Here is a 24,622-nt window from a genome sequence, read left to right as displayed (position 1 = left end):
CTAACAACTTCTAACAGCATTGATAGAAATTCGAGCAATTAGCTCGGTTTTTCTAATATTAATGCTAAAGCTTTTGTCTAAGCGCACGATATAAATTGAGTAAGTCTATGAAGAGATGGTGATGCAATGAAATTTTTTACGATAGGATTAAGTGTTGTAACGCTAGCGCTAAGCGGCTGTGGCACCTTGCCAACTGACGTTTGGACAAGCGACATGCTTAACGTTGCACCGCAAAACGACTCTGAATTGCTTCATCCAGAATGGGGAGACGCAACCATTGTCCCTCGTTCCGGTGTGCAAGGTCCTTATGGTGAAAAAAATGCTTACCAACCGCATTCAATCGAAGGTTTCTTAGCTAAGCACAACTTGCAATATGAAGTGTTACCTGGCGGCTATAAAATGATTCGCCTCATGGACACTATTAAATTCAATACCGGATCGGCGCAAGTTTCGAACCAATCAGCCTATTGGTTAGATGTGATTGGACGCTATATTGCCTCGCAACCTGGCATTGACATCGTGATTGATGGTCATGCTGATAACACGGGTGCGGCTTCGTTTAATGATAAGTTATCGGTTAAACGAGCAGACGCAGTAAAGCAGCAATTGGTGCGAAACCATGTTAACCAGCAGTCAATATTCACGCGAGGCTATGGAGAAACTGAGCCTGCATGCACTAACTCAACAGTAAGTGGTAAGGCATGTAACCGCCGCGCGGAATTGCGTTTCATCTTATCGACTGATTATTAGTCAAACGACACTGCTTTCATTACTTTAGAGCGAGAATAGCGACAATGGCGCTATTCTCGTTTTTATATCTGCCTATAATATTGATAACGGTATAATAAAATCATCGATTTAAAAGGCAATGTTGTAGCCTGACATCGATGTTTGCCAATCAATAGGAATAGTTGTCTTGCTACAGAAAAAATATATTGTCGCTCTTGATCAGGGCACGACCAGTTCTCGAGCGATTGTCTTTGATCAAAGCGCAAATATTATTAGTGTTTCCCAGCGTGAATTTCAGCAAATTTATCCTAAAGCGGGTTGGGTAGAGCATGATCCGTTAGAAATCTATGCCACGCAAAGTGCCACACTCAGTGAAGCGATTGCAAAGGCGGCTATCGCGAGTGAAGAGATTGCCGCTATTGGTATTACAAACCAACGGGAAACGACCATAGTATGGAACCGACATACGGGTAAACCTGTCTATAACGCGATTGTTTGGCAATGCCGTAGAACTACCGAGATTTGTGATCGCCTCACTGCTGAAGGTCTTGAGCCGCTAGTAAAAGAAAAAACCGGTTTGGTGCTCGATCCTTATTTTTCTGCCAGCAAAATACAGTGGATTCTCGACCATGTTCCTGATGCTCGACGTTTAGCTGAGCAAGGTGATCTTCTGTTTGGTACGGTAGATACTTGGCTTATGTGGAAAATGACACAAGGTGCGGTTCACGCAACCGACTATACCAACGCATCAAGAACCATGTTGTTTAATATTGATTCTAAAACCTGGGATCAAGAGCTGCTTGATTTGTTCAATATTCCTCTCTCAATGATGCCAGTCGTTAAGTCATCCTCGGAGCTATATGGCGAAGCCCAAATTGGTGGAACCCGTGTGCCAATCAGTGGCGTTGCTGGCGATCAGCAAGCGGCACTATTTGGACAAAAGTGCACTTTACCGGGACAGGCAAAAAACACCTATGGCACAGGTTGCTTTATGTTGATGAATACTGGCGAGAAGAAAGTGCTCTCTAGCCATGGTTTGTTGACCACATTAGCTTGTAATCAAAATGGTCAGCCAGTATATGCACTAGAAGGCTCGGTATTTATGGGCGGCGCATCAATACAGTGGTTACGTGATGAGCTTAAACTACTTAACGATGCCAAGGAGTCGCATGTGATGGCGACCCGCGTAGATTCTTCTAATGGTGTTTATGTGGTGCCAGCATTTACTGGTTTAGGCGCGCCGTATTGGGACGCACACGCGAGAGGGACTATTGTCGGTCTAACTCGTGGTGTCAGTTCGGATCATATTGTGCGTGCGACGCTAGAAAGTATTGCTTACCAATCAAAGGATGTTCTGGATGCGATGTTAGCTGATGCCGATACGTCACTTGATAGCTTGAAAGTGGATGGTGGTGCGGTTTCAAACGATTTTCTTATGCAGTTTCAAGCCGATGTTCTGCAAACCGAAGTGCATCGCCCTCAAGTGCGAGAAACCACCGCTATGGGCGCGGCTTATTTGGCTGGGCTCGGGGTAGGGTTCTGGCAACACTTAGATGAAATTGAGCACATTGACGGCGTCGATGATTGCTTTAAACCTAGTGGCGACTTAGAAAAGCAACAGCGCCGTTATAAAGGTTGGAAGAGGGCTGTACGTTGTGCCCAAGTCTGGGCGTCGATGGACGAAGAATAGCCTAGCAAATCCTCTATTAAACAGCGTCAAATTGACGCTGTTTGTTTTGAGCGGTACCTAGTTATCAGAGTGTTCTTGATACAAGGCGCCGTCATCAACGCTTTTTTGTGACACGGGAACAGCAGTCGCTTCTGACGCGTTATCTTCTGCCTGACAAGCATATTCTTCTTGATTGGGATAAGGTTTGACTAAGAACGGCGTGAGCATAACGCTTGATGGGAAAAATCGTTTCAATGTTACCCCCTTTTCGGTGAAATAGCTGAGATACGTTGAGGTGATCTTATCACTGACGGCAATAGGGTATTGATTATTATGCTGGTTATGAGTTGTGTGTTTGTTGCACTATCACAAAAATAACCACAAAAAGAAAACCTCAGCAAGGCTGAGGTTTAATCATTAAGCGGCTGAGCCAACGTTAGCTGTTTTTTTTTCTTGGTGCATTTTGGCTAGGAAGTAGATGTTGACACAAGCAATGAAACCATTGGTTAAAACCACCGGCCACGAATCGATCATAAGACCGTATGCTGTAAAAAGCGCACAGCCAACAAAGTTCAAAACACGCAATTTAACAATGTCTTTCATTGTTAAAGAGATCGCGACCATAATCGAAGCGGCGTAGCCCAGAATTTCAACCATATTAATATCCATCGTATTGACCCTCTAAAATATGTCGACTTGGTGTCGATGACCATCTTCTCGTCGTGAGATTGTTGAGGATGTCCATGCCTCGAAAGGTCTTATTTATTATCTGAATAAAAATATAGCAGGTGAAATTCTGTGATTAAACCCCCAATTTTTGGAAGATAGAAGGTTAGCGATTACGCAAACGTTTTAGTTAAATTGGTAATGATTTTGCTAAGGCGTTGTAAACAAAAAGCCCGCAACAAGTTGCTGCGGGCTTTGAATAATCAAAATGAAGGCGAATTATTTTTTAGCGCCTTTTTGAACTTGCTTGTCTTCTTCTGTCAGTTCACGAATACGACGGCTGATTTCACGGCGCTCTTTCGAGATTTCAGCACTTTTGATGATGTGGTCATCTACACGGTCTTCGTAATCAGCTTTCATGTTTTTAATGATGCCTACGATTTCATCGTGTGTCATGTTTGGCTTGATATAGTCAATCAGGTTCTCTAGTAGATCCACACGTTTGCGGTTATCACGAACTTTCTTCTCGTTATCTAGCAACTCACGCTTTAGCTTATTTTTGCGACGAGCTTGAGATACGATTTCAAATACACCACTCATAGGTTCCTTTCCTAGTCTTAACATAAACTACCGATGATTAAATCATAACAGGGCTACCGTTAACAGTACTAAGATCAATCATGGGGCTGACTTGGCGGTTTTCTGTTCAAATCGTTCTGTAAGTGATTGAGCAGACGAATAGAACGATATATGATTTTGATAAATCAACGAGAATTCAAGACTCAGCAATGCGTAACTCATCAATCATTATTCCAAAACCTGGTCAAGTCCAAGTACCCGCACGTAGCCGAAAGTTGGTTAAAGCGTACAAGTTTGAACGAACCCAGCAAGAAATTACCGAAGTCGAGTTAAACAGAGCTAAAATTGTCATGATTGACGAAAATGGCAATATGAAGCGCATTCCGATTTTAGCTGAGCATTAACAGAACAAAAATAACCTAAGGAAGTCTCTATGAACATTGAGCTATCTCCAATTGAAGCACGTGTGATCGGTTGTTTGATCGAAAAAGAAGTCACCACTCCAGATTACTACCCGCTAACCCTCAATAGTTTAACCTCGGCTTGTAACCAAAAAAGTAACCGTGAACCGGTTATGAACTTGTCTGAAAGTGAAGTACAAGAAGCGATAGATAGCCTTATTTCCCGACGCCTAGTGAGCGATGAAAGCAGCTTTAATAGCCGTGCGAGTAAATTCCAACACCGTTTCTGCAACACTGAATTTGGTGATTTAAAACTGACAGCACAAGAGAAAGCGATCGCTTGTTGCTTATTGTTAAGAGGAGCGCAAACACCGGGAGAATTGCGTACTCGTACTAACCGTTTAGCCGAATTTAGTGACGTAAAAGAAGTCGAAGCGGTTTTGGAAACGATGACTAATCATAATTCTGGACAACTGGTTGTTAAACTGCCGCGTGAAGCGGGTAAACGCGAGTCTCGTTACCAGCACCTGTTTAGTGGTGAAATCGATTTAGAATCTTATCAAGTATCAGCGTCATACAGTGAAGTAAGTTCGAGCAAGCTTGAATTGCTTGAAGCTGAAGTGGATGCACTTAAGTCTGAAGTTCAAGAACTTAGAACCTTAATTGAACAACTGAATGAGCGAATCTAAGTTATCTACCTGGAGCGTGTACTTTGTTCGTACGCGCTCTAATGCCCTTTATTGCGGTATCACCACTGATGTTCCGCGCCGATTTAGTCAACACACCAACGGAACGGGCGCTAAGGCACTCAAAGGAAAAGGCCCACTTACTCTGGCATGGCACACTGAGTTATCGCCTTGCCGTTCGCTCGCCTCAAAGGTTGAATATCAACTCAAGCAAAAATCCAAAGTTCAAAAAGAAGCATTGATTGCCGGAAATCTCGATCTAATCGAGGTTATAAACCCTGATTTATATGCGGAAATATACAGTTTAGACTGAAAGTGTATTACTCTTGTAAGTAATAGGAATTTCTCAATGAGAGATTCGAATACAATAAATAGAACAAAAACATAGAGAGCAGTTATGCACAAAACAGCGTTGGCTTCGCTTATCCTCTTTTCACCATTCTTTGCCACACCTGCTTTCGCGCAGACGGCTCAGGTTCTGAATGGCTATTGGCAGTATGATGAATACCTTAATGCCAATCCAGAGCAGAAAAAACTCACCGAATCTCTTTCCAAAGTAGTAAGACAGAAACCTTCTGCACTCAAAGTCAAACAAACTTCCCCAATTACGATTTCAGTGGTTTACCCGGGACAACAAATTTCTGATTACTGGGTACGCAATATCAAAGCGTTTGAAGCAAGAATGGACGAGCTAAATATACGCTATGAAATCAATCAGGTATTCACTCGTCCCAACTTGGACGCAAGACAGCAAAGCCTCTCTTTACTGGAAGCAGTGCAAAATAATTCTGACTACCTTGTCTTTACGCTCGATACTACGCGCCATCGTAAGTTTATCGAACATGTGCTTAGCTCAACCGACACCAAACTTATACTGCAAAATATCACCACGCCAGTTCGTGCTTGGTCTGAGCAGCAACCTTTTATGTATGTCGGCTTTGATCATATGCTTGGCACGCGTGAGCTTGAGCAATATTACAAGCACCACCTTGACCAAGGCAGTAAATATTCTGTTCTCTATTTCTCCGAAGGCTATGTAAGTGATGCAAGAGGCGATACTTTCATTGAGGACATGACTCATCACGACAGTTACGATCTGGTGTCTTCTTACTATACCAAGGCAACAAGAGAATCTGGTTACAGTGCAGCAATCAGTGCATTGCAAAAGAATCCTGACTTAGATTTTATTTATGCTTGCTCAACGGATGTCGCTTTAGGAGCTGCTGATGCACTCGCTGAACTAGACCGCTCTGATATTGTTATTAACGGCTGGGGCGGCGGAACCGCAGAGCTTGAGGCGCTAGAGCAAGGCCTACTTGATGTCACTGTTATGCGTATGAATGATGACACCGGCGTGGCAATGGCAGAGGCGATCAAATGGGACTTAGAGAGTCGACCAGTACCAACGGTGTATTCTGGTGATTTTGAAGTTGTGACCTCTAAAGATTCAAACGAAAAGATAGAGCGCCTTAAACAGCGTGCATTTAGGTATTCTGACCAATAATGAAGTTATGGAAAACACGTGGTAAGAATCATCGTCTTGCCACAATATTAACTCATTCACTGTTCCTTACGATTGGTGTGTTAACAGTACTGGTGCTACTGCAAAACTATCAATTGAATCGTCAGGTCGTGACACAGGAAGTGGCGCGTTCAAAGCAACAAACCGCGAGTTTAGTACAAGAGATTTTTAACTTTCGCCTGAAGTCGATAGAGATCCAGCAAGACAGCTATAGTCGCAGCCAATCTCTAGTGGGTGAACTCCGTAATGAACACAGTGAAAATATCAGCCGCTTTTTTGATGGTATCGATCAAATTGATCCTGATATCTCGCCGGATTTTCGCTTTATAGCCAAAGACGGCATGATTTTTTGGAATGACCAAAACAATCAGTTCTATGGCATTGATGATTCACAGCTTTATGAAATCCACAAGCATTTGGTGACGGGCAACCATTGGTATATTTCTCAAGCGCCTTCGCCATTGGGAATGCGTTATTTAATGATACGCCGAACATCGATGATCGCGATGGATAATGGAGAGGTAGTTGGCGATTTCTACGTCGGGGTGGTGCTAAACAACAACTTCTCTTTGGTGAAAGCGCTGGTCAACGGCAGTAACGTTGACGAACTCGCGCTTGCTGTTGGTAGTGAGATCATTGCCTCAAGTATGAAAGGGAACGTCTACGAAGTCAGCTGGCTTAAGCAGTATTCGCCAAGCCTAAACTCAGATGAGTTTATGATTTCAAAGGTTGATCTGACCATAGATGGCGTTGCGACGTTTCTTTCGGTCTATACCATTCAGAATAACTCCCATATTGCGCTGTTAATGAAAGCGCATTATCTCTGGCTTGGTGGAGCAGCCGTCAGCATTATCCTGATCGCGATATATAGCCGTATTTGGCTCGGTAAGCGTGTGTCGAATGAGTTGAAAAAACTGATGCTTTATACCGAGCAAAGTATTGAAGCAAAAAGTGTGGAACCGTTTGTTGGCTCGACGATTGCCGAGTTTAATAAGATTGGTAAATCATTCCAGCGTTCATTCAAGCGGTTACGGGATCAAGAAAAGCAATTTGCCGATCTATTTAACTACTCACTGTCGCCAATCATATTATGGGACACCGAAGGCTATATGTTGCGCATGAACCCGGCGGCAGAGCGTTGTTTTCTTAGCGAGGAAAATGGTGTTGATTTGTATCCGCTGTTGCAAGAAATGTTGCTACCGCAAATTTGCATGAGTGCCCAAGGCGTATCGCTCACAGGTATCAATATCGCGATTGGAGCAAAAACTTACCGTTGGAACTTTTCACCGATTGTTTTGGATAACGTCACTCATAACGTCATGGCGCAAGGGCAAGATGTGACAAGTTTCATCGAAGCAGAGCAACAAAGTCAAACTGCACGAGAAGAAGCTGAGGAACTGGCTCGGCTTCGAGCGGACTTCCTTGCCAAGATGAGTCATGAACTGCGTACTCCACTCAATGGCATTATTGGTATGTCACAATTGTTACGCGGTCACTTAAATGACGCCCGCGACTTAGAGCATGTCGACATTCTGATTAACAGCGGTGAGCATCTGTTAGCGGTGCTGAACGATATTCTTGATTTCTCAAAGATTGAGCAGGGTAAATTCCATATCCGCCACTCTGAATTTAAGATTAAAGAGTTGGTGACCACAGCTGAAAAAATCTATCGTCCTCTGTGTAACAAAAAGGGTGTTCAGTTAGTTGTTACCAGTAATATTGAAGATAACCAGAGCGTCTTTAGTGATCAGGTACGTTTAAATCAGATCCTGTTTAACCTGCTGAGTAACGCTACCAAGTTTACTCATCATGGTCAGGTATCATTTGATATTCAGCTACAGCAAAAGCAGTTTAACTACGAGTTGAAAATCGAAGTGGAAGATACCGGCATCGGTATTGATCGTAAACGCATCCAGCATATTTTCGACCCATTTGTTCAGGCTGAAACCAATACCACGAGGGAATATGGTGGCAGCGGATTGGGTTTAGCAATCGTCTATAGCTTAGTCGAGTTGTTTGATGGCTCTATTGAAGTTGAGAGTGAAATCGGAATTGGTACCCGTTTTACTGTGCGCTTAATGGTCGATGATGTGATGGAGACAAACGTTGACTTAACCACGTTAGCCATGGTTGATCCTGCGGCAATGTTTGATACTTCGCTTGAGGTGCTGCTGGTGGAAGATAATCAAACCAATGCCTTTATCGCCAAAGCGTTTTGTGAAAAATATGGTATGAAGGTGACGTGGGTTCAAGATGGGTATAACGCGATCGAGCATCTTAAACATAATACCAATATCGATCTTATCTTAATGGATAACCAACTGCCTAACCTTGGTGGTATTGAAGCCACCCAGATTATCCGTCGAGAGTTAGATTTAGAGATCCCAATTTATGCCTGCACGGCAGATGGTATGAGTGATACTAAACAATCCTTTATCGAGGCGGGTGCAAACTACGTGATAGTAAAACCGCTTAAAGAGATTGTGCTCAATCAAGCGTTCCAACATTTTCGTGAACATTACTACCAACTAGAGGGGAGTGGCGATAAAGGTCTTCTCCAATAGCAGTTGTTTTAGCTCGGCATTCATTTCGATGGTTTGATTGAACTTAATTCCAAATCGATGTCCGAGCTTTTGTTTTTCGATGCTGACTACGGTGCAGGCTAAGTTGCTAGGAAGAAAAGCCGACAATTCACTTTCAATCTCTATCAGGCTACTTTTTTCCAGGCTGTTTTCCCCTTTAATAAAGCATGCGCAACCATTGAGTGAAAAATCCAACATGGTTGCTTCATAACTGACCGTATTGGCTTTAATGGTGACTTCTAGATCGAGTGGATAGCGTTCATGTGAACGTATTGGTTTGGATGCGAAATGTTTGGGCATGCGCAAAAACAAAAGCCCTGTAGGTGAGTTAATTGAGCCAAGTATTGATGATTTAAACGCAATAATATGCCCAAGTTTTGACTGCGTAATACCACGCACGATCACTTCGGCATTGTTGACTTGACGCATAACCAAGGCTTCTTGAACTTTCTTAGGAAACTCCAGAATCAAATACTGTCCCAACTTACAGCCAATATAGTCACAGTTAAACGAGAAACTATCCATAGAGCCAAATTCAAGTTTAACGGAGAATTTTAATCCAGGAGCGAGAAACGGGATGAGTAATTCGACATTATTATTCGGCATAGTACGACGTAGTTTCGAGTAAATAAGCTCTACTATACTTTTAATTTCATAGCTTTAAATCCAAACATGCCGTCATAATTGAAAAGTGAGATCACAGTCCTGCTGGTCGTTGTGTTAATGCTTCTCGCTCCAAAGCTGACAGTTGATAGCAAAGCTTGGTCCGTCGCTGCAAAATATCATCCCAATTGTGTGCCCATTCATGCTGTTGTAAGTAGTCTATTTCGCATTGATAGAGATCGGAAACTACTGGAAGTTGGCTATCATCAAGAGAATGAAGCACTTGCCAAGTGGCGACGCCATAAAGGCTAATAAGGCGATCTAGGCACAATTTGTCTAAATAGGGATACTGCTTATAAAGCTGGCGTTGCAGCGCTCTTGGATTAAATCCGGTTGCTTCGGCAAAAGTACTGGTTTCACTTTCGCTAGGAAGCATGTTGGAGAAATACTCTTCAAACATCTCAACGGCTTTTTGTGATAATCGGCGATAGGTAGTCAATTTACCACCGTAGACCGACAGCACCGGCAACGTGCGTTTAGTTTGCATAACCAGTTCATAATCTCGGCTCTGCTTTTGCGCAGGTAAGTTTTGCTGACCAAACAGCGGTCTAACACCACTAAAGCTGTCCAACACATCGTCTGGCTCCAGCTGCGCTGCAAAATTCTGATTGCAGATACTGAGTAGGTAGTCGATTTCTTGTTTAGAGGCTTGGGCTTTATAGGGGTCTCCGGTATAGGGAATATCGGTTGTGCCGATCATTGAATACTTGTCTAGGTAGGGAATAACAAAAATGACCCGCTTGTCTTCGTTTTGCAGAATGTAAGCATGATCGCCCGGGTAAAGCTGTTTGACGATTAGGTGGGAGCCTTTAACAAGCTGCATCTGGTGCTGGCTTGATTCTTCACTGCATTTATCAAGAAACTGTGCCGCCCAAGGACCTGTTGCGTTAACAACAGCGCGCGCGTAGCGCACCACTTCACACTGTAGCCGCTGGTCATATAGGGTAACACACCAATAGCTTTCACCGCGGCGGATACTGCGTACTTCGCAATAGTTACGTACCTCTGCGCCTTGTTGGTGAGCATGTTTGATATTTGAAATCACAAGGCGTGAGTCGTCCACCCAGCAGTCAGAATATTCAAAAGCCGTTTTGAGCTCAGCGGCTAAACCATCAGTGCTTCTGACTGCGATCTGCTGGCTCGCTTGCAAAGTTCCTCGTCTAGCCAAATGGTCATAAAGGAAAAGACCAGTACGAATTAACCATTTAGGTCGCATAGTGTCGCGATAAGGGAGGCGAAAACGCATCGGCTTAACAATATGCGCCGCTTTTTTTAGTAGGATCTCGCGCTCGGATAACGCTTCTTTAACGAGACGGAATTCAAGATGTTCGAGGTAGCGTAAGCCACCATGGATCAGTTTTGAACTGGCAGAGGAAGTTGCCATGGCAAAGTCTTTTGCTTCATAAAGTCCGACCTTTAACCCGCGACTTGCGGCTTCGCAAGCGATGCCCCCACCATTTATGCCACCGCCGATAACAATGATGTCGAAAGGTTCTGCGACGATTTGAAACTGAGGTGTGTTTGACATACCTATCCCTTTGTATCGAAAAGCTCATATCACTTGGCTTATCAACAGTATAGTTAAGAAAGGGACAGTTTTTAAAGATCAGAAAAGACTGCGAATAAAGGCACTCTCTTCATCGCTGATCACGACATTCGGTTGAACGTTGAGTTTAGCGTCAATCGCACCGCGTAGCTCAGACAGTTGCTTTGGTGTTAGCTTGTTTAACTGTGTTTTAAGCAGATCAAGACGTGTGATTTTGTTGGATGTATCTGCTGAGTGATTTTCTGTCGTACCGCGTTTCATAAATCCTCCGTCAGTTGATAAATAGAGGATAAGTGAATTAAGCAGGTTAATGTCCGCATAATGTCAGAGGAGAGCGAGAAGTCAGTAAAGCTGACATCTCACTCAATAGAGGCTTAATTGGAGTCACTCTCTTTAGCTGCAACACGCACGGCACACTTGCTTGCTAGCGAGTGAAGTTCTGGCAACATTCGATAGATAAGATAAAGCTGCTGCAAGACAAATCGCGCCGATGAATCATCTTCATCACGCCATTCTGCAAGGCGTGACTCAAGGGCTGGGTCATCTATATCCGAAGTGTCACATTCAACACAACGGTCGTGCAGCTGCGTGTATAAAACATCAAGGTGGCGATGGATCACACGATGCGATTGCAAAACCAACTGGTGAGTAGTGTCATTCTCAATTGGTTGGCGATGCGCACCCATAGCGGAAATATAACTTAGCAGGGCATGGTTGAGTGTTAACAATCGGAAGCTTTCATCAACTGCAGAGTGATATTTGCCCGGCTCGACCAGCATAGAGCTGATAGCAGAAGATAGGGTTGCATCTTGATTGTGCGCGCTACGACGAGCAATGCGATAGGCAAGGCTATCACTTTTACCTAAGCGATATTGACCAATAATTTGCGCTAAGTAGTCTTTGTTGGCTTTGACCGCTTCCGCCATCACTTTGTGCAAGCGTTTTGATTGCCAGTCTGGGAAGATGAAGGTTACGGCAGCAACGGCGAGTGCGCAGCCGACGAGCGTATCGGCAAGGCGAGGTAATACCACTGCAAAACCTTCTCCTAGCTGGTTAAAGCAGAATAGCACCAGCAAGGTGATAAAGCCGGTGGCATAGCCGTAGTTGGCAATTCTAAAGGCAAAGAAAGCCACACCTGAGAGAACAATAAATACCAACTGGCTCTCTTGAGAAGGGAACATCGCGAGTAAAGGCGCACCAATCAGAAGACCTGCCAGCGTTCCGGCAACTCGAGCCACCAGCTTTTGTTTGGTCGCGCTGTAGTTTGGCTGGCAGACAAAGAGAGTGGTTAATAAGATCCAATAGCCGCGCTCAATATCAAACAATTGGATAATGCCGTAGCCCAAAGTCAGTGCGATAGACATGCGCACTGCATGGCGAAACAACATAGAGTCAGTGTTGAAATTGGCTTTGATACGCTGCCACATTGCCTTAGGCGTGTGAGCGTCGGTGTCATCAAGGACACCTTCCTCCAAACGATTAGCGTCTGGGTTATTGAAGTTACTGAGTTGTTTGTCTACCGTCGCTAGGTTATTGAATAGATAACTGAGTTGCAAAAGTAGTAAACGCCATTCTGGCTTATTTTGCTGCTGCAGATAAGAAATCGAGGATTGCAGCTCATCCAATGCCATAATCGAATCGTCGTATTGATAGGTATTACCGAGTCGGATCGCGGTGGCAATTTCTAGGCAAGCTTTACTTTGGACTTCAAGTAGGTGCTTAAAGCGGAAAAGGATATCTGAGCGCCCAAAGTGTTCTGCCAGCTCTTGATAGCGGTAATGGCTAGAACTGACTCGCTCGTGAATATCTTGTACCAAGAAATAAATATTAAGAAAACGGTCACTCGCGCCGTCGATATGTCCACGTTTTGAGCGGGTCAGTAATGTCATTTTACACTGGTTGAGTGCAGAGACGGTGGCGGCGTTTAAGTTCGCTTCGCGAATACGGTAAGGCTGAGGGTTTAAATCAACAACCGGGTAGAACAGCTCACTTTTAGCATCAAGATAATCTGCCAGTGACACAAATACATTGGCTAAGCTTTGCTGTACTGGTTGCATTGGCCAAAACATATGCCAAATCATTGACATAAAAAAGTACCAAATTGCCCCTGTCAGCAGCATTAATGGTTGGAACCAGATGTTAGTGCTCTCATGAGCGCCGAGCATGGTGTAGATCGCAATCAACAAGGAGCCAAACGCGATACTAGCGTAACGGGGACCGATGGAGCCGAGCATGATAAAACCAAACGTCGAGAAAAACAGACCAATGGCGAAAAATGGTGGGTTGTTAAATAAGACTTCAATTGACAGAGAGGCAATGGCAAAACAGATCAAAGTCAAGGTGACCGATTTGATCCTACCTGTGAAACTATCATCACTTTCTGCAAGCGCAGCAGCAATGACCCCAAGAATCAAAGGAATAACCAGTGAGTTGAGTTGATAGTACCAAGTTGGGACGACAACACCCAATAAGGTCGTAAGAATCAGCAGGCTGTAATTAAAGGTTTTATTGCTCCAGTAATTACGTAATTGACTAAAAAAGTGCACAAAGTACCCAACATCCATTTTATCCTGAACACTATAGTATCAAACATTCAATACTAAACACCTGACGGTGATAGATATTATGGTTTGTTCGGCTGAAAAATGCGCATATTTGTTGGTAGGTGTCAGATTTAAACGCTTAGCAGATGCAATCTTAAACAAATAAAAAGAATTGACCGCCAATTTTCAAAACACTTTTTAAATCAATTTGCTGATGCGGTATTATGGCGCTAATGGAATCTATAGGCCGATTAGAATGCAGCTAACAGCGAATAAGACTGCAAAGTTTTTTATTCAAAATGAATATCACAATGTCTCTCTTGAAAACGACTATCTGGTATTGAGCTCAGAGAGCCGAGAAGAGCGAATCCCGTTTAATATTTGGTCCGGAAGAGTTGACTTAAAACGGGGGCTTATCTGGGGCTCGCTTCAGTTCTTCGCCCATGAAGAAGATGGCAAACAGTTATCTTGGTTAGTACAGGGCCTGCCTTGGGATAGATGCCGTCAATTTGCTCGCTATGCGATAACGCATTATCAATCTTGGCATCATACTCAGTGCACCCAACTTGTCGAACGCCTGCCAAGATGGGAAGAGCGTATTTATGGTTTAGAGTGCGCGCAACATTTTGTACCGCATTCTGAGTTAGAAAAATGGCTGTCGAATATTGAAGACGACTTTTCGCAGATGTCGATGACGCTTACCGAAGCCAACCAACGCATGCCCAAGCGAATGAAGCGCATCATGCCTTGGATTGAAGACGCGCAAGAGACATTAAAAGTGCGTAACCACGATTGGATCATTACTGAGCTGGGTAACTGGGATGCACTGTTTTCAAAAATTGAATCGTCACCATTAAATCTAAGCCAGAAAAAAGCCGTTCTACTTAATGATAACAATAACTTGGTGTTAGCTGGTGCAGGTTCGGGTAAAACCAGCGTGTTGACAGCGCGTGTTGCTTATTTGATGCAAAGTCATATGGCAAAAGCGGATCAGATCCTAATGTTGGCTTTTGGTCGCGATGCGGCTAATGAGATGAAGCAGAGATTGCTTAGCAAAGTTGGCCCTTCAACCGAACAAGTAAAGGTGAATACGTTTCATCAACTTGGCTTGTATATTCTGCGTCAAGTCGAAGGAGCGCAAGTTAAGCTGTCGCCAATTGCGCTGGACGATAAATTACGTCAAGCATGGTGTACTGATTGGCTTAAGCGCCATTGGATGACTGAGACCAGTTTCAAACGTTGGCAAAAACACTTAGCAAAATGGCCGATTGCTTATATTGCAGGTGATGATGAGCTTGGTAGCCATGTGGAAAACCCTAAGCTTATCGCGTGGCTTGAGACACAAATGATGCAGCTTGCGGCAATTGGCGTCACTAAGAAAGAGATCCAAGAGCAAATCGTAAACCACCCGGAGTATAGTCGTTTAAATAGCGAACTTGCGCTGGTGTGGCCTTGTTATCAAGCATGGCAAGATATGCTCAAGCAGCAGGGTGAAATTGACTTTAACACCATGATAAGCCGCGCTCATCAGTACGTTCTTAAAGGGAAGTTCAGTGCGCCGTGGAAATACATCATGATAGACGAGTATCAAGATATTTCCCCGCAGCGTCTGGCTCTGATTGAAGCTTTGTGTGCCAACAATCGTAACCAAGACTGTGTTTTGTTCGCGGTGGGTGATGATTGGCAGTCTATTTATCAATTCGCTGGCTCTGATGTAGACCTAACTACCGGGTTTTCACAGCGTTTTCCAAACTCGACGCTGCATTATCTCGATACTACTTATCGTTTTAATAATCAGTTAGGGCAAGTGGCAAATCACTTTGTGCAGCAAAACCCAAATCAGCTAGCCAAAGAGCTCAATAGCCATAAAGAGCATAAAGCCAAAGCGGTATCACTAATTCCAATGGCGAACGTGGAAAAGATCCTCGATCAACTCGACCGAAAATCTAAAACAGTTGCCAGTGTGATGTTGTTAGGGCGAAACCATTACCACAAGCCTGAGTTGTTTGAAGAGTGGCAGAAGCAATTTAAGCAACTTGATATTGAGTACATGACTTGCCACGCGAGTAAAGGGCGTGAAGCCGATTACGTGCTGATACTAAACGTTGATGAAGGTCAGTTCCCTGCACGAGTGAAAACCTTGCATCTTGATGGCGTACTGACGCAATCTAACGATGATTTTTCTCATGCAGAGGAGAGGCGTTTGTTTTATGTCGCTTTGACACGCGCGAAGAAGAAAGTGTGGGTTGCTTACAATGGTGGCGGTTCATGCTTTGTAAAAGAGTTATTGTCGGGTGAATATCCGGTTCAGCACAGTAGCTAAGTAAATAAAAAAACCGAAGGTACTCCCTTCGGTTTTTTATCTCAAAACCTAAATACGGTCTGATAAGTAGGCTTGATAGTCTGGGATTTCAATCACTACTTCTTGCTCAATTAACTCTGACTCAAATAGGAATTTCGCCGTCGCACGGTTGGTCGCGACAGGAATGTTCCATACACTTGCGATACGAAGCAGGGCCTTTACATCTGGGTCATGCGGAACCGCATTTAACGGGTCCCAGAAGAAAATAAGCACATCAATTTGACCTTCAGATATTAGAGCGCCAAGTTGTTGATCACCGCCCATAGGACCACTGATTAATGATTTAATAGCAAGTCCAGTTTCTTTACTTAGCATATTGCCTGTCGTACCTGTGGCATAAAGAAAATGCTTCTGTAGCTTTTCTTTATTCTCTTTTACCCAACGCAGCAACTCTGGTTTGTAGTTATCGTGAGCAACAAGGGCAACGTGCTTATGGGCAGGCATGGTGCGAGTAGTTTTTTGCATCTAATAATCCTAATTATGTACGTAAAATGTAGGGCGATACTCTGACGGTGAAAGCGACTCAGCAATCACTTTAGGATTGAGTTTGTTTGGAGTCAGAGCTTCTATAATCGGCGCTTCAACTTTCTCATAACTTTTACCATTTAGGTAATTCACAGCTTGCAGAATTGAGAGGCGACCCTGTAAAACCATTTTGTCTGTTGGTGCGAACTCAACGCGTCCACGCAGTAATCCTCGGTAAACGCCATGACTGAGGTAGGTAGAAACTAAGCCTATCTGACCTGTCTTTCCTGCGCTGCGCAGTTCACTAATAGCCGCTTCAATTGCCACCGCGCTACCCACGATATAGTCGATATTATTGGTCTCAATTGATTTTTGAACGAGGTTACGCTGTAACTCTTTGTCATTGTCAGCCCAATAAGTATTAACTACCCGAACGTCACTGTCCTTAATCGCTGAGAGCAATCCCTGAATTACAGGCTTTGTGCCACCACTTGATTGTGGACCTGGTAGTAGGGCGATGTTGGTAATGCCTGAGCCTTTTGGATGCTTGTGCTTTAAATACTGACCAGTGTAGAAACCCATCCAGTACCAATCGACGCCAACCACGCCTTTGAGTACCGTTTCGTTGGATTTATTGACATCCAGTTGGTTTACGGTTGCAAAGACTGGGATAGAAGCGGCAGCTTTGTTTAGCGTGGAATAAAACATATCAGGGGCCACAGTACCGAGGATAATCGCATCGGCATTCCACTTGATACAAAGATCAAGTTGCTCTTTTTGCTTTGCTTGATTTGGATAACCACCAGCCTCAAGTACGCGTAGCTCAATTCCTTGTTTGCGCGCTTCATCGACCATTCCATAGTTTACTGACAGCCAGTAAGAATCTTTAAGGTGCGGATAGAGTGCACAAACTCGCAGTGGCTCTTTAGCCGCGGCGATGTTGGTAAACATAATACCAAATAAAATGATGGCGAATGATTGGATGCGGAATTTACACGCTGAAGGAGATAACATGACGCTTTTCGTTGGATTAAATAGTCTAAACACTGCAGAATATAGCGCATTATCTATGAGTTAAGAAGTGATCAATTTGCATGTTACTAGCTAAAGCCAGTATTGGGCGCAAGCTACTGTTTGCTTTTCTTGCCATGGCACTGTTGGTGCTGATGTCATCTTTCATTGGTGTGTTTGGTTTTTCTTCGGTCGCGAAGACCGAACGTAACGTGGTGAATACTGCAATACCTTCGATGATTGAAGCGCGTCAAGTTGCCGAGCTAAGCTCTCGCATCATCTCATCAGTACAAACGTTGTCAAACTCCAAAACTGAGCATCAACGCCAACAAGCAGGCAAAGTACTTTTTGATCAATTAAGTGCACTTTTGACTCATATTAAGCAACTTGGCTCTGACTCATTCGATTCTCAACTACTGTCGACGTTAGAGTCAGATGTACAGAAGATTATTGATACGCTAGGTAAGCTTGGTATCGGTGTTGAGAAGAAACTGTTTCTCGAAAAAGACATCGCTTCACGTACTGAAGAGATGCGCAATCTTGCGCTCGAGCTTGAACAACTAACGCGTACTCAAGTATCAAATACCAGCACGATTGCGGTAGCGAACGTGACCCATATCTACGATTTGCTGGCAAACAATAAGGTCGATAAAGCCTACCAAGCGCTAGATGCGCTGGTGGAAGTCGACTTAGATCTTTCTGAACGTTTACACGAGCTGCACTTGCTCGCGTTTCAATTGCTTAATCAAATCGAAGAAATACGCACCATCAGTAACTCTTCCCGCTTAAGTGATATTCGTAAGCAATTTGATCACAACTTGTCGATTATGAAGCGTCGTGTGCAAGCAGTAGAAGATCCAACACGCTCGGTGCAGATGTCTGATTTACTCGCGCAACTAGAGAAGCGTGATGTGGTGTTTAGTGTTGTAATGCAGCGACACCACAATGAACTTGAATCGCAAAACTTAATGCAAGATACGCTAACTCAATTTAGCGCCTTAAATACCACAATTAACAAACTTGTTGACGACTCTAACCGCACCACGACTAAGGCAGTTGATGAGCTTAAAACTACGCTGAATTACGCGCAGTTAACTCTGACTATTTTGACCGTACTTGGTTTGGTTATCGTGGTGCTTATCGTGTGGAAAGTGGTTTATGTCTCGGTGTTAAAGCGCCTTGCTGAATACTCCTCCGCATTACTCTCCATTGCTCAAGGGCAACTGAAAGTTGATATTACTGTTAAAGGTAACGACGAGCTTGCTCACATGGGGCAAGCTATCATCACAGCAAGAAATACTGCGCAAGCATTGAAAGTGGTGGCTGAAAGTGAAATTGAAGCAAAACGCCAATTAGAAGAGCACAAAGAGCGTTTGGAAGAACTGGTTACTGAGCGAACTGTACAGTTACAAGATGCCAATAAGCGCCTCAATAACGAGGTTCTCAACCACGCAAAAGCACGCCAAGAAGCTGAGCAGGCGAGCCGTGCTAAGTCGGCGTTTTTGGCGACTATGAGCCATGAGATTCGTACTCCGATGAATGGCGTACTTGGCACGGCTCGTCTATTGAAAGATGCGGGTCTTAACTCTCAGCAATCATACTATGTTGATATCATCAACCGTAGCGGTAAGACGCTGCTAGCCATTCTTAATGATGTGTTGGATTACTCCAAAATAGAAGCTGGGCATTTAGAGATTCGTCCAGTCGATTTTAACCTTCACTATATGGTCGATGACGTTAATCAATTGATGCAAGGTCGAGCTCAAGAGAAACACCTTGAACTAAGCTGCTTAATTGAAAGCGATATCGGTCCTTTCTGGCTTGGTGATGTAACGCGTATCAGCCAAGTACTGACTAATTTAGTCGGCAATGCGATTAAGTTTACTGAATCTGGTCATGTCGACATCTACGTTTCACTAGAAGAAGATCACTACGTGACGTTTGAAGTATCAGACTCTGGTATTGGTATTTCTGAAAAAGAGATGGAAAGCCTGTTTGATGCCTTTACTCAGGCTGAGGGTGGACTAAGTAGCAAAGGTGGCACGGGTCTAGGCTTAGCCATCAGTAAGCGCATTGTGGAAGCGATGGGCGGGGCATTAGGTGTTGAGTCGGAAGTGGGTCAGGGTAGTCGTTTTTGGTTTACCTTACCTTTGCAAGTAGGCAAAGAAGTCGTCAAACAAAAACAAACCTTACACAACTCAGTACAAGCTAAAGTGCTGCTGGTTGAAGATAATCCCGTTAACTGTGTAGTTGCAGAAGGATTTTTAACTAGCTTGGGACATCGAGTGACGATTGCTGAAGATGGTGAAAAAGCAAGGCAGCTGTTCAAAGAGCAGCAATTTGATATCGCCCTGTTAGACATAAACTTACCGGATTGTGATGGACGTGACTTGTTGGTCGAGCTACGTGAAATTCAAGACAGTTTCGCCCGACCAGATGAAGAAAAAACACCGTTTATCGCAGTTTCTGCGCACGTATTTAGCGAAGAAGTTGAGAGCTATTTGTCGGCAGGCTTTGATGGTTACTTAGCAAAACCTTTAGATAAAGATGCACTGTGCATGCTTATTCAAAACAGGCTCGAAGGAAAGTCGTTGCTACTCGAACAAGTTGAACTGCCGCTTTGTCGCGGTGAATCAAACAATAGTTCACAGGTTAAGGAGAACGAGGTGATCATTAACAAGCAGCTTATTGTCGATGATATGCAGGTGCTGGGCAAAGAAAAGATGATGCAAATTGCGCAGTTGTTCGTTCAAGGCAGTAACGAAATCTTGCAACTTCTTGAGCAAGCAAGTGATAAAGGCGATGCCAATGAGGTAAAACAGTTGGTACATAAACTGAAAGGTTCAGCTGGTAGTTTAGGTTTGTTAGCACTACATCAAATTTGCCAAACGGTAGAAGGCTCAGAGCAACCAAATGTCGCCTACCTTGCGGTAAGGTATGAGCTGAAAACGAAGGTTGATGAGTCTATTGATGCCCTAATGGCATTATTGGCTTAATAAGCAGTAGGCTTAAATTGTTATTGGGTGGTGCTTAGGCTGCCCAAATAACTGACAACGCGAACAGTGCTTGCGCCGTGTAATATGTAAACATAACGACATGACGAGAAAACGCAGAACTGGCTCTAAACCTATCGACCGCCAACACAAGATCGGACATGATAAAAATAAACGCGCCAATCATCGCCATTGCTGCCAGTGGGTTAGGCTGATTTAACCATGCAATTGTCGCGTTATTCGCCATAAACAAGATACTGACGAAATACCCCGCAATAAACCAACGATCGTCGCCAAGGCTTGGTAGTAACATCAAAAATACAATCACACCGACCGCAATCAACAGGACTGTTAACCATAGCGGTGAAAATTGCTCAATCTTGGACAAAAACGCATAACCAAAACTAAATTGAGCGATCAGAAAGCTCACCAGTCCGGCACGAAACCTGTCTTTTGGTAACATCAAAAAGATATCGCCGATAGACGAGATCATCAGCCCGAGAGCGATAAAGATTGAGTAAGTTGGGTAGTCTGTTGCTGGAGAATAGATGACTAAGCTAGCAAGCAGCACTGCTGGTAGAGGTTTAGTGCTATAAAATAGCCAGCGCGGACCATGGCTGATTGAGTAAATGTGCACTAAACAAAGAGTAAGAATCACTAGCCACATAAATTTATTGTTTCACCCAATCATTTGGTTTTGCACTATCAGTCAGATGCGCATGGTAGCTGATTTTTCTCGGACATGCTGCAGTTTTTATCCGCTTTATAACTTTGCCAACACCTTTGTCTACCAGCATTGACAGATTGGAGTACAACCAGGCGATTCACGCGCTATTCTTAGGATGAATCCAAATTCGGAGGCTCGATGATGGCAAATCCAATCGGCTGGTTTGAAATCTATGTCGCGGACATGGACAGGGCACTCAAGTTTTATCAAAGTGTATTCCAAGTCAATTTAGAACCAATGGCAGATCCGACAGAATCTGGTGTAGTAATGTGGTCATTTGGTCTCGATATGCAAGGGTACGGAGCGACAGGCGCGCTAGTTAAAGTGCCCGGTATCGAAGCGGGTGGTAACAGTACGTTAGTCTACTTTTCTTGCCAGGATTGTGCGATAGAAGCAAAACGCGTTGAAATGGCGGGCGGAAGTGTCCAGTAGGTGAAGATGGCAATCGGCGACTATGGCTATATCGCGATAGTCAGTGATACCGAGGGTAACATGATTGGGCTGCACTCTTTACAGTGAAGCTAAATACAAAAAGGGTGATAGAAAACCATCACCCCTTGTCTTTTAGGCTCTTATCGAAATGCTCTCATCGAATTAGTCGAATCGCACTTAAGCAACCGCAGATTCTAGGATCTCACGGCTTTGTGTTAGCGTAATGGCTTGGTGTTCGCCTAGTGCTGTCATACCGTGTTTTTCTAATTGGTCGATAACACTGTTGATCGCTGCTTGTTTGTCGCCTTCGTGCTCTGTTAGACGAGTTGCTACATCAAGACTGTTGTACATGGCTTCAATCGCATCGATGGTGCGCTCTGCCAAATCACTACTCATCTCTAAGTGGAATACTTCGCTACCCAGCTTTTCTAGCTTAGCGCGCTTGTGTTCGATTTGATTACGCAGTAGCGCAGGCTGAACAATCGCCAGCGAGCGCGCATGATCAACGTGCCAAAGTGCTGTAAGCTCGTGACCGATCATATGCGTTGCCCAATCATGCGGTACGCCAGAACCAATCAGACCATTGAGTGCTTGGTTGGCTGTCCACATTAGGTTAGCACGCCACTCATCGCTGTCTCGTTGGTCAAACTGTTCAGCAAGTTGTTTTAAGTTACGCAGCAATACCTCAGCGTAACCATCTTGCACCATATGACCATGATTGTAAGTCAGATACTGCTCACAGACGTGTACCCATGCATCAACCAGACCATTAACTAGTTGGCGATCTGGTAGGGTTTTCATCACATCTGGGTCCATTACTGCAAAAGCTGGTTGGACAAATGGCGACAAGAAAGCGAGTTTGTCTTGCGTTTCTGCTTTGGTAATCACCGCTCCAGAGTTTGATTCTGAGCCAGTCGCAGGCAAAGTCAGAATTGCACCGAGTGCTGTTGCTGAAGTGACTTGGTGTTTACCGGTTAAAATATCCCATCCATCACCGTCGTAATGAGAGGCTGCGGCGATGTACTTACAACCATCGATCACTGAGCCGCCGCCGACCGCGAGGATGAAATCTATGTTATCCGCTTTTACGATCTCGACCGCTTTATCTAGCGTTTCTTTTGTTGGGTTAGGCTCTACACCTGAAAACTCTTGCCATTGATGTTCCGTTAACGCTGCTACGACTTGGTCATACACGCCATTCTTTTTGATCGAGCCACCACCGTAGACAACTAATACGCGCGCGTCGCTACCAATAACATTGGTGATTGCTTGGATTTGTCCTTGACCAAATAGAATTTGTGTAGGGTTTTGATATGCAAATTTCATCGACATTCATGCTTCCTCTTTGAATGAGAATTTGAATTTATTGTAGTAGTGAGACAGCAAGTCAGATCACTAACAAAGAGATGGGGACGCACCTATGTCAATACAAGCATGAAAACTGACAAATTGCTGTGTAAAGATAATTTTCTTAAAAAATAAAGATTTATGGATTAACTTGCTGCAAAAAAGGGAAAAGAGAGTTTACAAATTTACCGTTTTTATTTTTGTGAGATTGGGTAATACTAAACATCCCTATAGGAGATCTAGTCAATCTCTAAAAACACCCTCCAATTGAGAGGGTGTTTTTCTTTGTAACGCGACCTGCAAAGAATCATCAATCGAATTGATAACTCTCAGGAACCACGACAATGCCACTGGGTGATATGTGGAATCGCTGTGCATCTTCTGCTTCGTTGTAACCAATAGTCGTATTGGGCGGAATACATACATGTTTGTCAATGATGCAGTTCTTGAGCTGACAACCTTCACCAACCTTTACATGATTGAGTAAGATACTATCAGCCACGGTTGCTCCATCATTGATGTAGACACAAGGTGAAATGATTGAACGTTGCACTGACCCCCCAGAATTGACCACGCCGTCAGCAATGATCGAATTGATAAAAATACCTTCGTTACCAGTTGCTGAGGAGACAGTACGCGCGGGTGGGTATTGTGGTTCATAGGTACGGATGGCCCAATCGCGTTGATATAGGTTCATTGGTGGCACGGGCTCTAATAGGTCCATATTGGCTTGGTAATAGGAATCAATAGTTCCTACATCGCGCCAATAGCAATCTTTCGCTACTCGCCCTAGCTTGCCACAGAATCGATAGGCGTAGACGTCGCGAGATTCGATAAGTTTGGGTATGACATCTTTGCCAAAGTCATGACTAGATTCTATGGTTTGAGCGTCATCTTGCAGGCAATCAGTCAATACATCAGCATCAAACACGTAAATCCCCATCGAAGCTAAACTGTATTCGGGTTTACCAGGCATACTTGGTGGGTCTATCGGTTTTTCGACAAAGTGACGGATTTCACCATCTTCTGCACTATCAACAATGCCAAACTGGTTAGCTTCGTTTTGCGGCACTTCCATACAGGCAATGGTCAATTTGGCTCCGGTCCTTTTATGCTCTTTTATCATTGCAGCATAGTCCATGCGATAAATATGGTCGCCAGATAGCACCACAACGTATTTGGCAGAACTGCGCTCAATCAGCCATAAGTTATGGTAGATCGCGTCCGCTGTCCCTTCATACCATTTTCCGCCCCCGCGCATTTGTGGCGGTACCACTGAGATAAATTCACCAAGCTCTGGATTAAACAGTGACCAACCGTCGCGTAGATGTTTTTGTAACGAGTGAGACTTGTATTGAGTCAGTACAAGAATCCGTCGTAAGCCAGAGTGAAGACAGTTAGTAAGGGTGAAATCAATAATGCGATATTTTCCCCCAAATGGGACCGCGGGTTTGGCTCGATTGTCAGTCAGTGGGCTAAGGCGAGAGCCAACACCACCGGCGAGTATCACAGTGAGAGTGTCTTGCATAGTTATTCCTTAATGCGCCAGCATATCTAGACATCATGTCTAGGAATGGTATCTACAAGAATTGAGCCAAATATTAACCCATTGTTTTTATGAAGAAATAGAAGTGTTGGGTTTAAATAGTGACTCGTATGAGTGCAAACGAAAAACATAACGCACCACTGTGGTGAGTTA

Annotated in this window: 21 protein-coding genes and 1 pseudogene; 10 read left to right on the top strand and 12 right to left on the bottom strand. The window is 44.0% G+C overall.

All coding sequences use genetic code 11. The features are described 5' to 3' along the window. Nucleotides 1–126: 126 nt before the first annotated feature. Both DPF93_RS03110 and glpK read left to right on the top strand, forming a co-directional pair. The gene (locus DPF93_RS03110; RefSeq protein WP_114764757.1) at nucleotides 127–750 is read left to right on the top strand and encodes an OmpA family protein; all 624 of its coding nucleotides are present in this window, start codon (nucleotides 127–129) and stop codon (nucleotides 748–750) included. 166 nt (nucleotides 751–916) lie between these two features. Beyond that, complete coding sequence (glpK, locus tag DPF93_RS03105; protein WP_114764756.1) at nucleotides 917–2,419, top strand: glycerol kinase GlpK; 1,503 nt, start codon at nucleotides 917–919, stop codon at nucleotides 2,417–2,419. 57 nt (nucleotides 2,420–2,476) lie between these two features. Here the strand turns inward: glpK and DPF93_RS21250 are convergent, their stop codons facing one another. From DPF93_RS21250 to DPF93_RS03095, 3 genes are all read right to left on the bottom strand, one after another. Then, nucleotides 2,477–2,653 carry a hypothetical protein gene (locus tag DPF93_RS21250; protein WP_164675288.1) on the bottom strand — a complete coding sequence of 59 codons (177 nt, stop codon included), beginning with the start codon at nucleotides 2,651–2,653 and terminating at the stop codon, nucleotides 2,477–2,479. A 162-nt stretch (nucleotides 2,654–2,815) separates the two neighbouring features. After that, nucleotides 2,816–3,067 (bottom strand): YgjV family protein, encoded by a 252-nt coding sequence (locus tag DPF93_RS03100; RefSeq protein WP_114764755.1) that lies wholly within the window; start codon nucleotides 3,065–3,067, stop codon nucleotides 2,816–2,818. Between the two features lie 276 nt (nucleotides 3,068–3,343). Further along, the gene (locus DPF93_RS03095) at nucleotides 3,344–3,664 is read right to left on the bottom strand and encodes a DUF496 family protein (protein ID WP_114764754.1); all 321 of its coding nucleotides are present in this window, start codon (nucleotides 3,662–3,664) and stop codon (nucleotides 3,344–3,346) included. A gap of 188 nt (nucleotides 3,665–3,852) precedes the next feature. Between DPF93_RS03095 and DPF93_RS03090 the strand changes: the two genes are divergently transcribed. The 5 genes from DPF93_RS03090 to luxQ all read left to right on the top strand — a co-directional run bounded on the left by DPF93_RS03090 (nucleotide 3,853) and on the right by luxQ (nucleotide 8,816). Next, a complete protein-coding gene (locus tag DPF93_RS03090; RefSeq protein ID WP_114764753.1) occupies nucleotides 3,853–4,047 on the top strand; it encodes a hypothetical protein in 195 nt (64 codons plus the stop codon). 29 nt (nucleotides 4,048–4,076) lie between these two features. After that, the gene (locus tag DPF93_RS03085) at nucleotides 4,077–4,733 is read left to right on the top strand and encodes a YceH family protein (protein WP_114764752.1); all 657 of its coding nucleotides are present in this window, start codon (nucleotides 4,077–4,079) and stop codon (nucleotides 4,731–4,733) included. Next, nucleotides 4,720–5,043: a GIY-YIG nuclease family protein gene (locus tag DPF93_RS03080; protein ID WP_114764751.1), complete on the top strand. Its 324-nt coding sequence runs from the start codon at nucleotides 4,720–4,722 to the stop codon at nucleotides 5,041–5,043. The genes DPF93_RS03085 and DPF93_RS03080 overlap by 14 nt, the downstream gene beginning before the upstream one ends. 84 nt (nucleotides 5,044–5,127) lie before the next feature. Next, entirely contained in the window at nucleotides 5,128–6,234 is a 1,107-nt protein-coding gene (locus DPF93_RS03075; protein WP_114764750.1) for an autoinducer 2-binding periplasmic protein LuxP, read from the top strand. Then, the gene (gene luxQ / locus DPF93_RS03070) at nucleotides 6,234–8,816 is read left to right on the top strand and encodes a quorum-sensing autoinducer 2 sensor kinase/phosphatase LuxQ (RefSeq protein ID WP_114764749.1); all 2,583 of its coding nucleotides are present in this window, start codon (nucleotides 6,234–6,236) and stop codon (nucleotides 8,814–8,816) included. The genes DPF93_RS03075 and luxQ overlap by 1 nt, the downstream gene beginning before the upstream one ends. On the opposite strand, the gene DPF93_RS03065 is transcribed toward luxQ, so the two are convergent. The 4 genes from DPF93_RS03065 to yccS form a co-directional block, all read right to left on the bottom strand. Continuing rightward, on the bottom strand, nucleotides 8,781–9,440 hold the full coding sequence (locus DPF93_RS03065) for a PilZ domain-containing protein (RefSeq protein ID WP_114764748.1): 660 nt from the start codon (nucleotides 9,438–9,440) through the stop codon (nucleotides 8,781–8,783). The genes luxQ and DPF93_RS03065 overlap by 36 nt on opposite strands. 91 nt (nucleotides 9,441–9,531) lie before the next feature. Continuing rightward, entirely contained in the window at nucleotides 9,532–11,025 is a 1,494-nt protein-coding gene (gene glpD / locus DPF93_RS03060) for a glycerol-3-phosphate dehydrogenase (RefSeq protein ID WP_114764747.1), read from the bottom strand. A gap of 78 nt (nucleotides 11,026–11,103) precedes the next feature. Next, nucleotides 11,104–11,304, bottom strand: coding sequence for a hypothetical protein (locus tag DPF93_RS03055; RefSeq protein ID WP_114764746.1), 201 nt, complete (start codon nucleotides 11,302–11,304; stop codon nucleotides 11,104–11,106). 113 nt (nucleotides 11,305–11,417) lie between these two features. Then, a complete protein-coding gene (gene yccS, locus DPF93_RS03050; RefSeq protein ID WP_425275275.1) occupies nucleotides 11,418–13,607 on the bottom strand; it encodes a YccS family putative transporter in 2,190 nt (729 codons plus the stop codon). Nucleotides 13,608–13,842: 235 nt separating this feature from the next. Between yccS and helD the strand changes: the two genes are divergently transcribed. Beyond that, nucleotides 13,843–15,909 (top strand): DNA helicase IV, encoded by a 2,067-nt coding sequence (helD, locus tag DPF93_RS03045; protein ID WP_114764745.1) that lies wholly within the window; start codon nucleotides 13,843–13,845, stop codon nucleotides 15,907–15,909. A 48-nt stretch (nucleotides 15,910–15,957) separates the two neighbouring features. Here the strand turns inward: helD and DPF93_RS03040 are convergent, their stop codons facing one another. Together DPF93_RS03040 and torT are read right to left on the bottom strand one after the other, a co-directional pair. Next, on the bottom strand, nucleotides 15,958–16,413 hold the full coding sequence (locus tag DPF93_RS03040) for a methylglyoxal synthase (RefSeq protein WP_114764744.1): 456 nt from the start codon (nucleotides 16,411–16,413) through the stop codon (nucleotides 15,958–15,960). Between the two features lie 9 nt (nucleotides 16,414–16,422). Then, a complete protein-coding gene (gene torT, locus DPF93_RS03035) occupies nucleotides 16,423–17,364 on the bottom strand; it encodes a TMAO reductase system periplasmic protein TorT (RefSeq protein WP_425275279.1) in 942 nt (313 codons plus the stop codon). Between the two features lie 143 nt (nucleotides 17,365–17,507). On the opposite strand from torT, the gene torS reads away from it, so the two are divergent. Continuing rightward, complete coding sequence (torS, locus tag DPF93_RS03030) at nucleotides 17,508–20,420, top strand: TMAO reductase system sensor histidine kinase/response regulator TorS (RefSeq protein WP_114764742.1); 2,913 nt, start codon at nucleotides 17,508–17,510, stop codon at nucleotides 20,418–20,420. A gap of 34 nt (nucleotides 20,421–20,454) precedes the next feature. Here torS and DPF93_RS03025 read toward each other — a convergent pair whose 3' ends face one another. Further along, nucleotides 20,455–21,084: a lysoplasmalogenase gene (locus DPF93_RS03025; protein ID WP_114764741.1), complete on the bottom strand. Its 630-nt coding sequence runs from the start codon at nucleotides 21,082–21,084 to the stop codon at nucleotides 20,455–20,457. A 198-nt stretch (nucleotides 21,085–21,282) separates the two neighbouring features. On the opposite strand from DPF93_RS03025, the pseudogene DPF93_RS03020 reads away from it, so the two are divergent. Next, a pseudogene (locus DPF93_RS03020) lies at nucleotides 21,283–21,663 on the top strand (VOC family protein). 90 nt (nucleotides 21,664–21,753) lie between these two features. Here the strand turns inward: DPF93_RS03020 and DPF93_RS03015 are convergent. Continuing rightward, nucleotides 21,754–22,902: an iron-containing alcohol dehydrogenase gene (locus DPF93_RS03015; protein ID WP_114764841.1), complete on the bottom strand. Its 1,149-nt coding sequence runs from the start codon at nucleotides 22,900–22,902 to the stop codon at nucleotides 21,754–21,756. Between the two features lie 331 nt (nucleotides 22,903–23,233). Next, on the bottom strand, nucleotides 23,234–24,451 hold the full coding sequence (gene glgC, locus DPF93_RS03010) for a glucose-1-phosphate adenylyltransferase (protein WP_114764740.1): 1,218 nt from the start codon (nucleotides 24,449–24,451) through the stop codon (nucleotides 23,234–23,236). Nucleotides 24,452–24,622 lie beyond the last annotated feature (171 nt).

The organism is Vibrio rhodolitus (assembly GCF_003350325.1).
GTDB lineage: Bacteria > Pseudomonadota > Gammaproteobacteria > Enterobacterales > Vibrionaceae > Vibrio > Vibrio rhodolitus.
The sequence above is the reverse complement of the archived record's forward strand: the minus strand, read 5'-3'. Positions and strand labels throughout refer to the sequence as shown.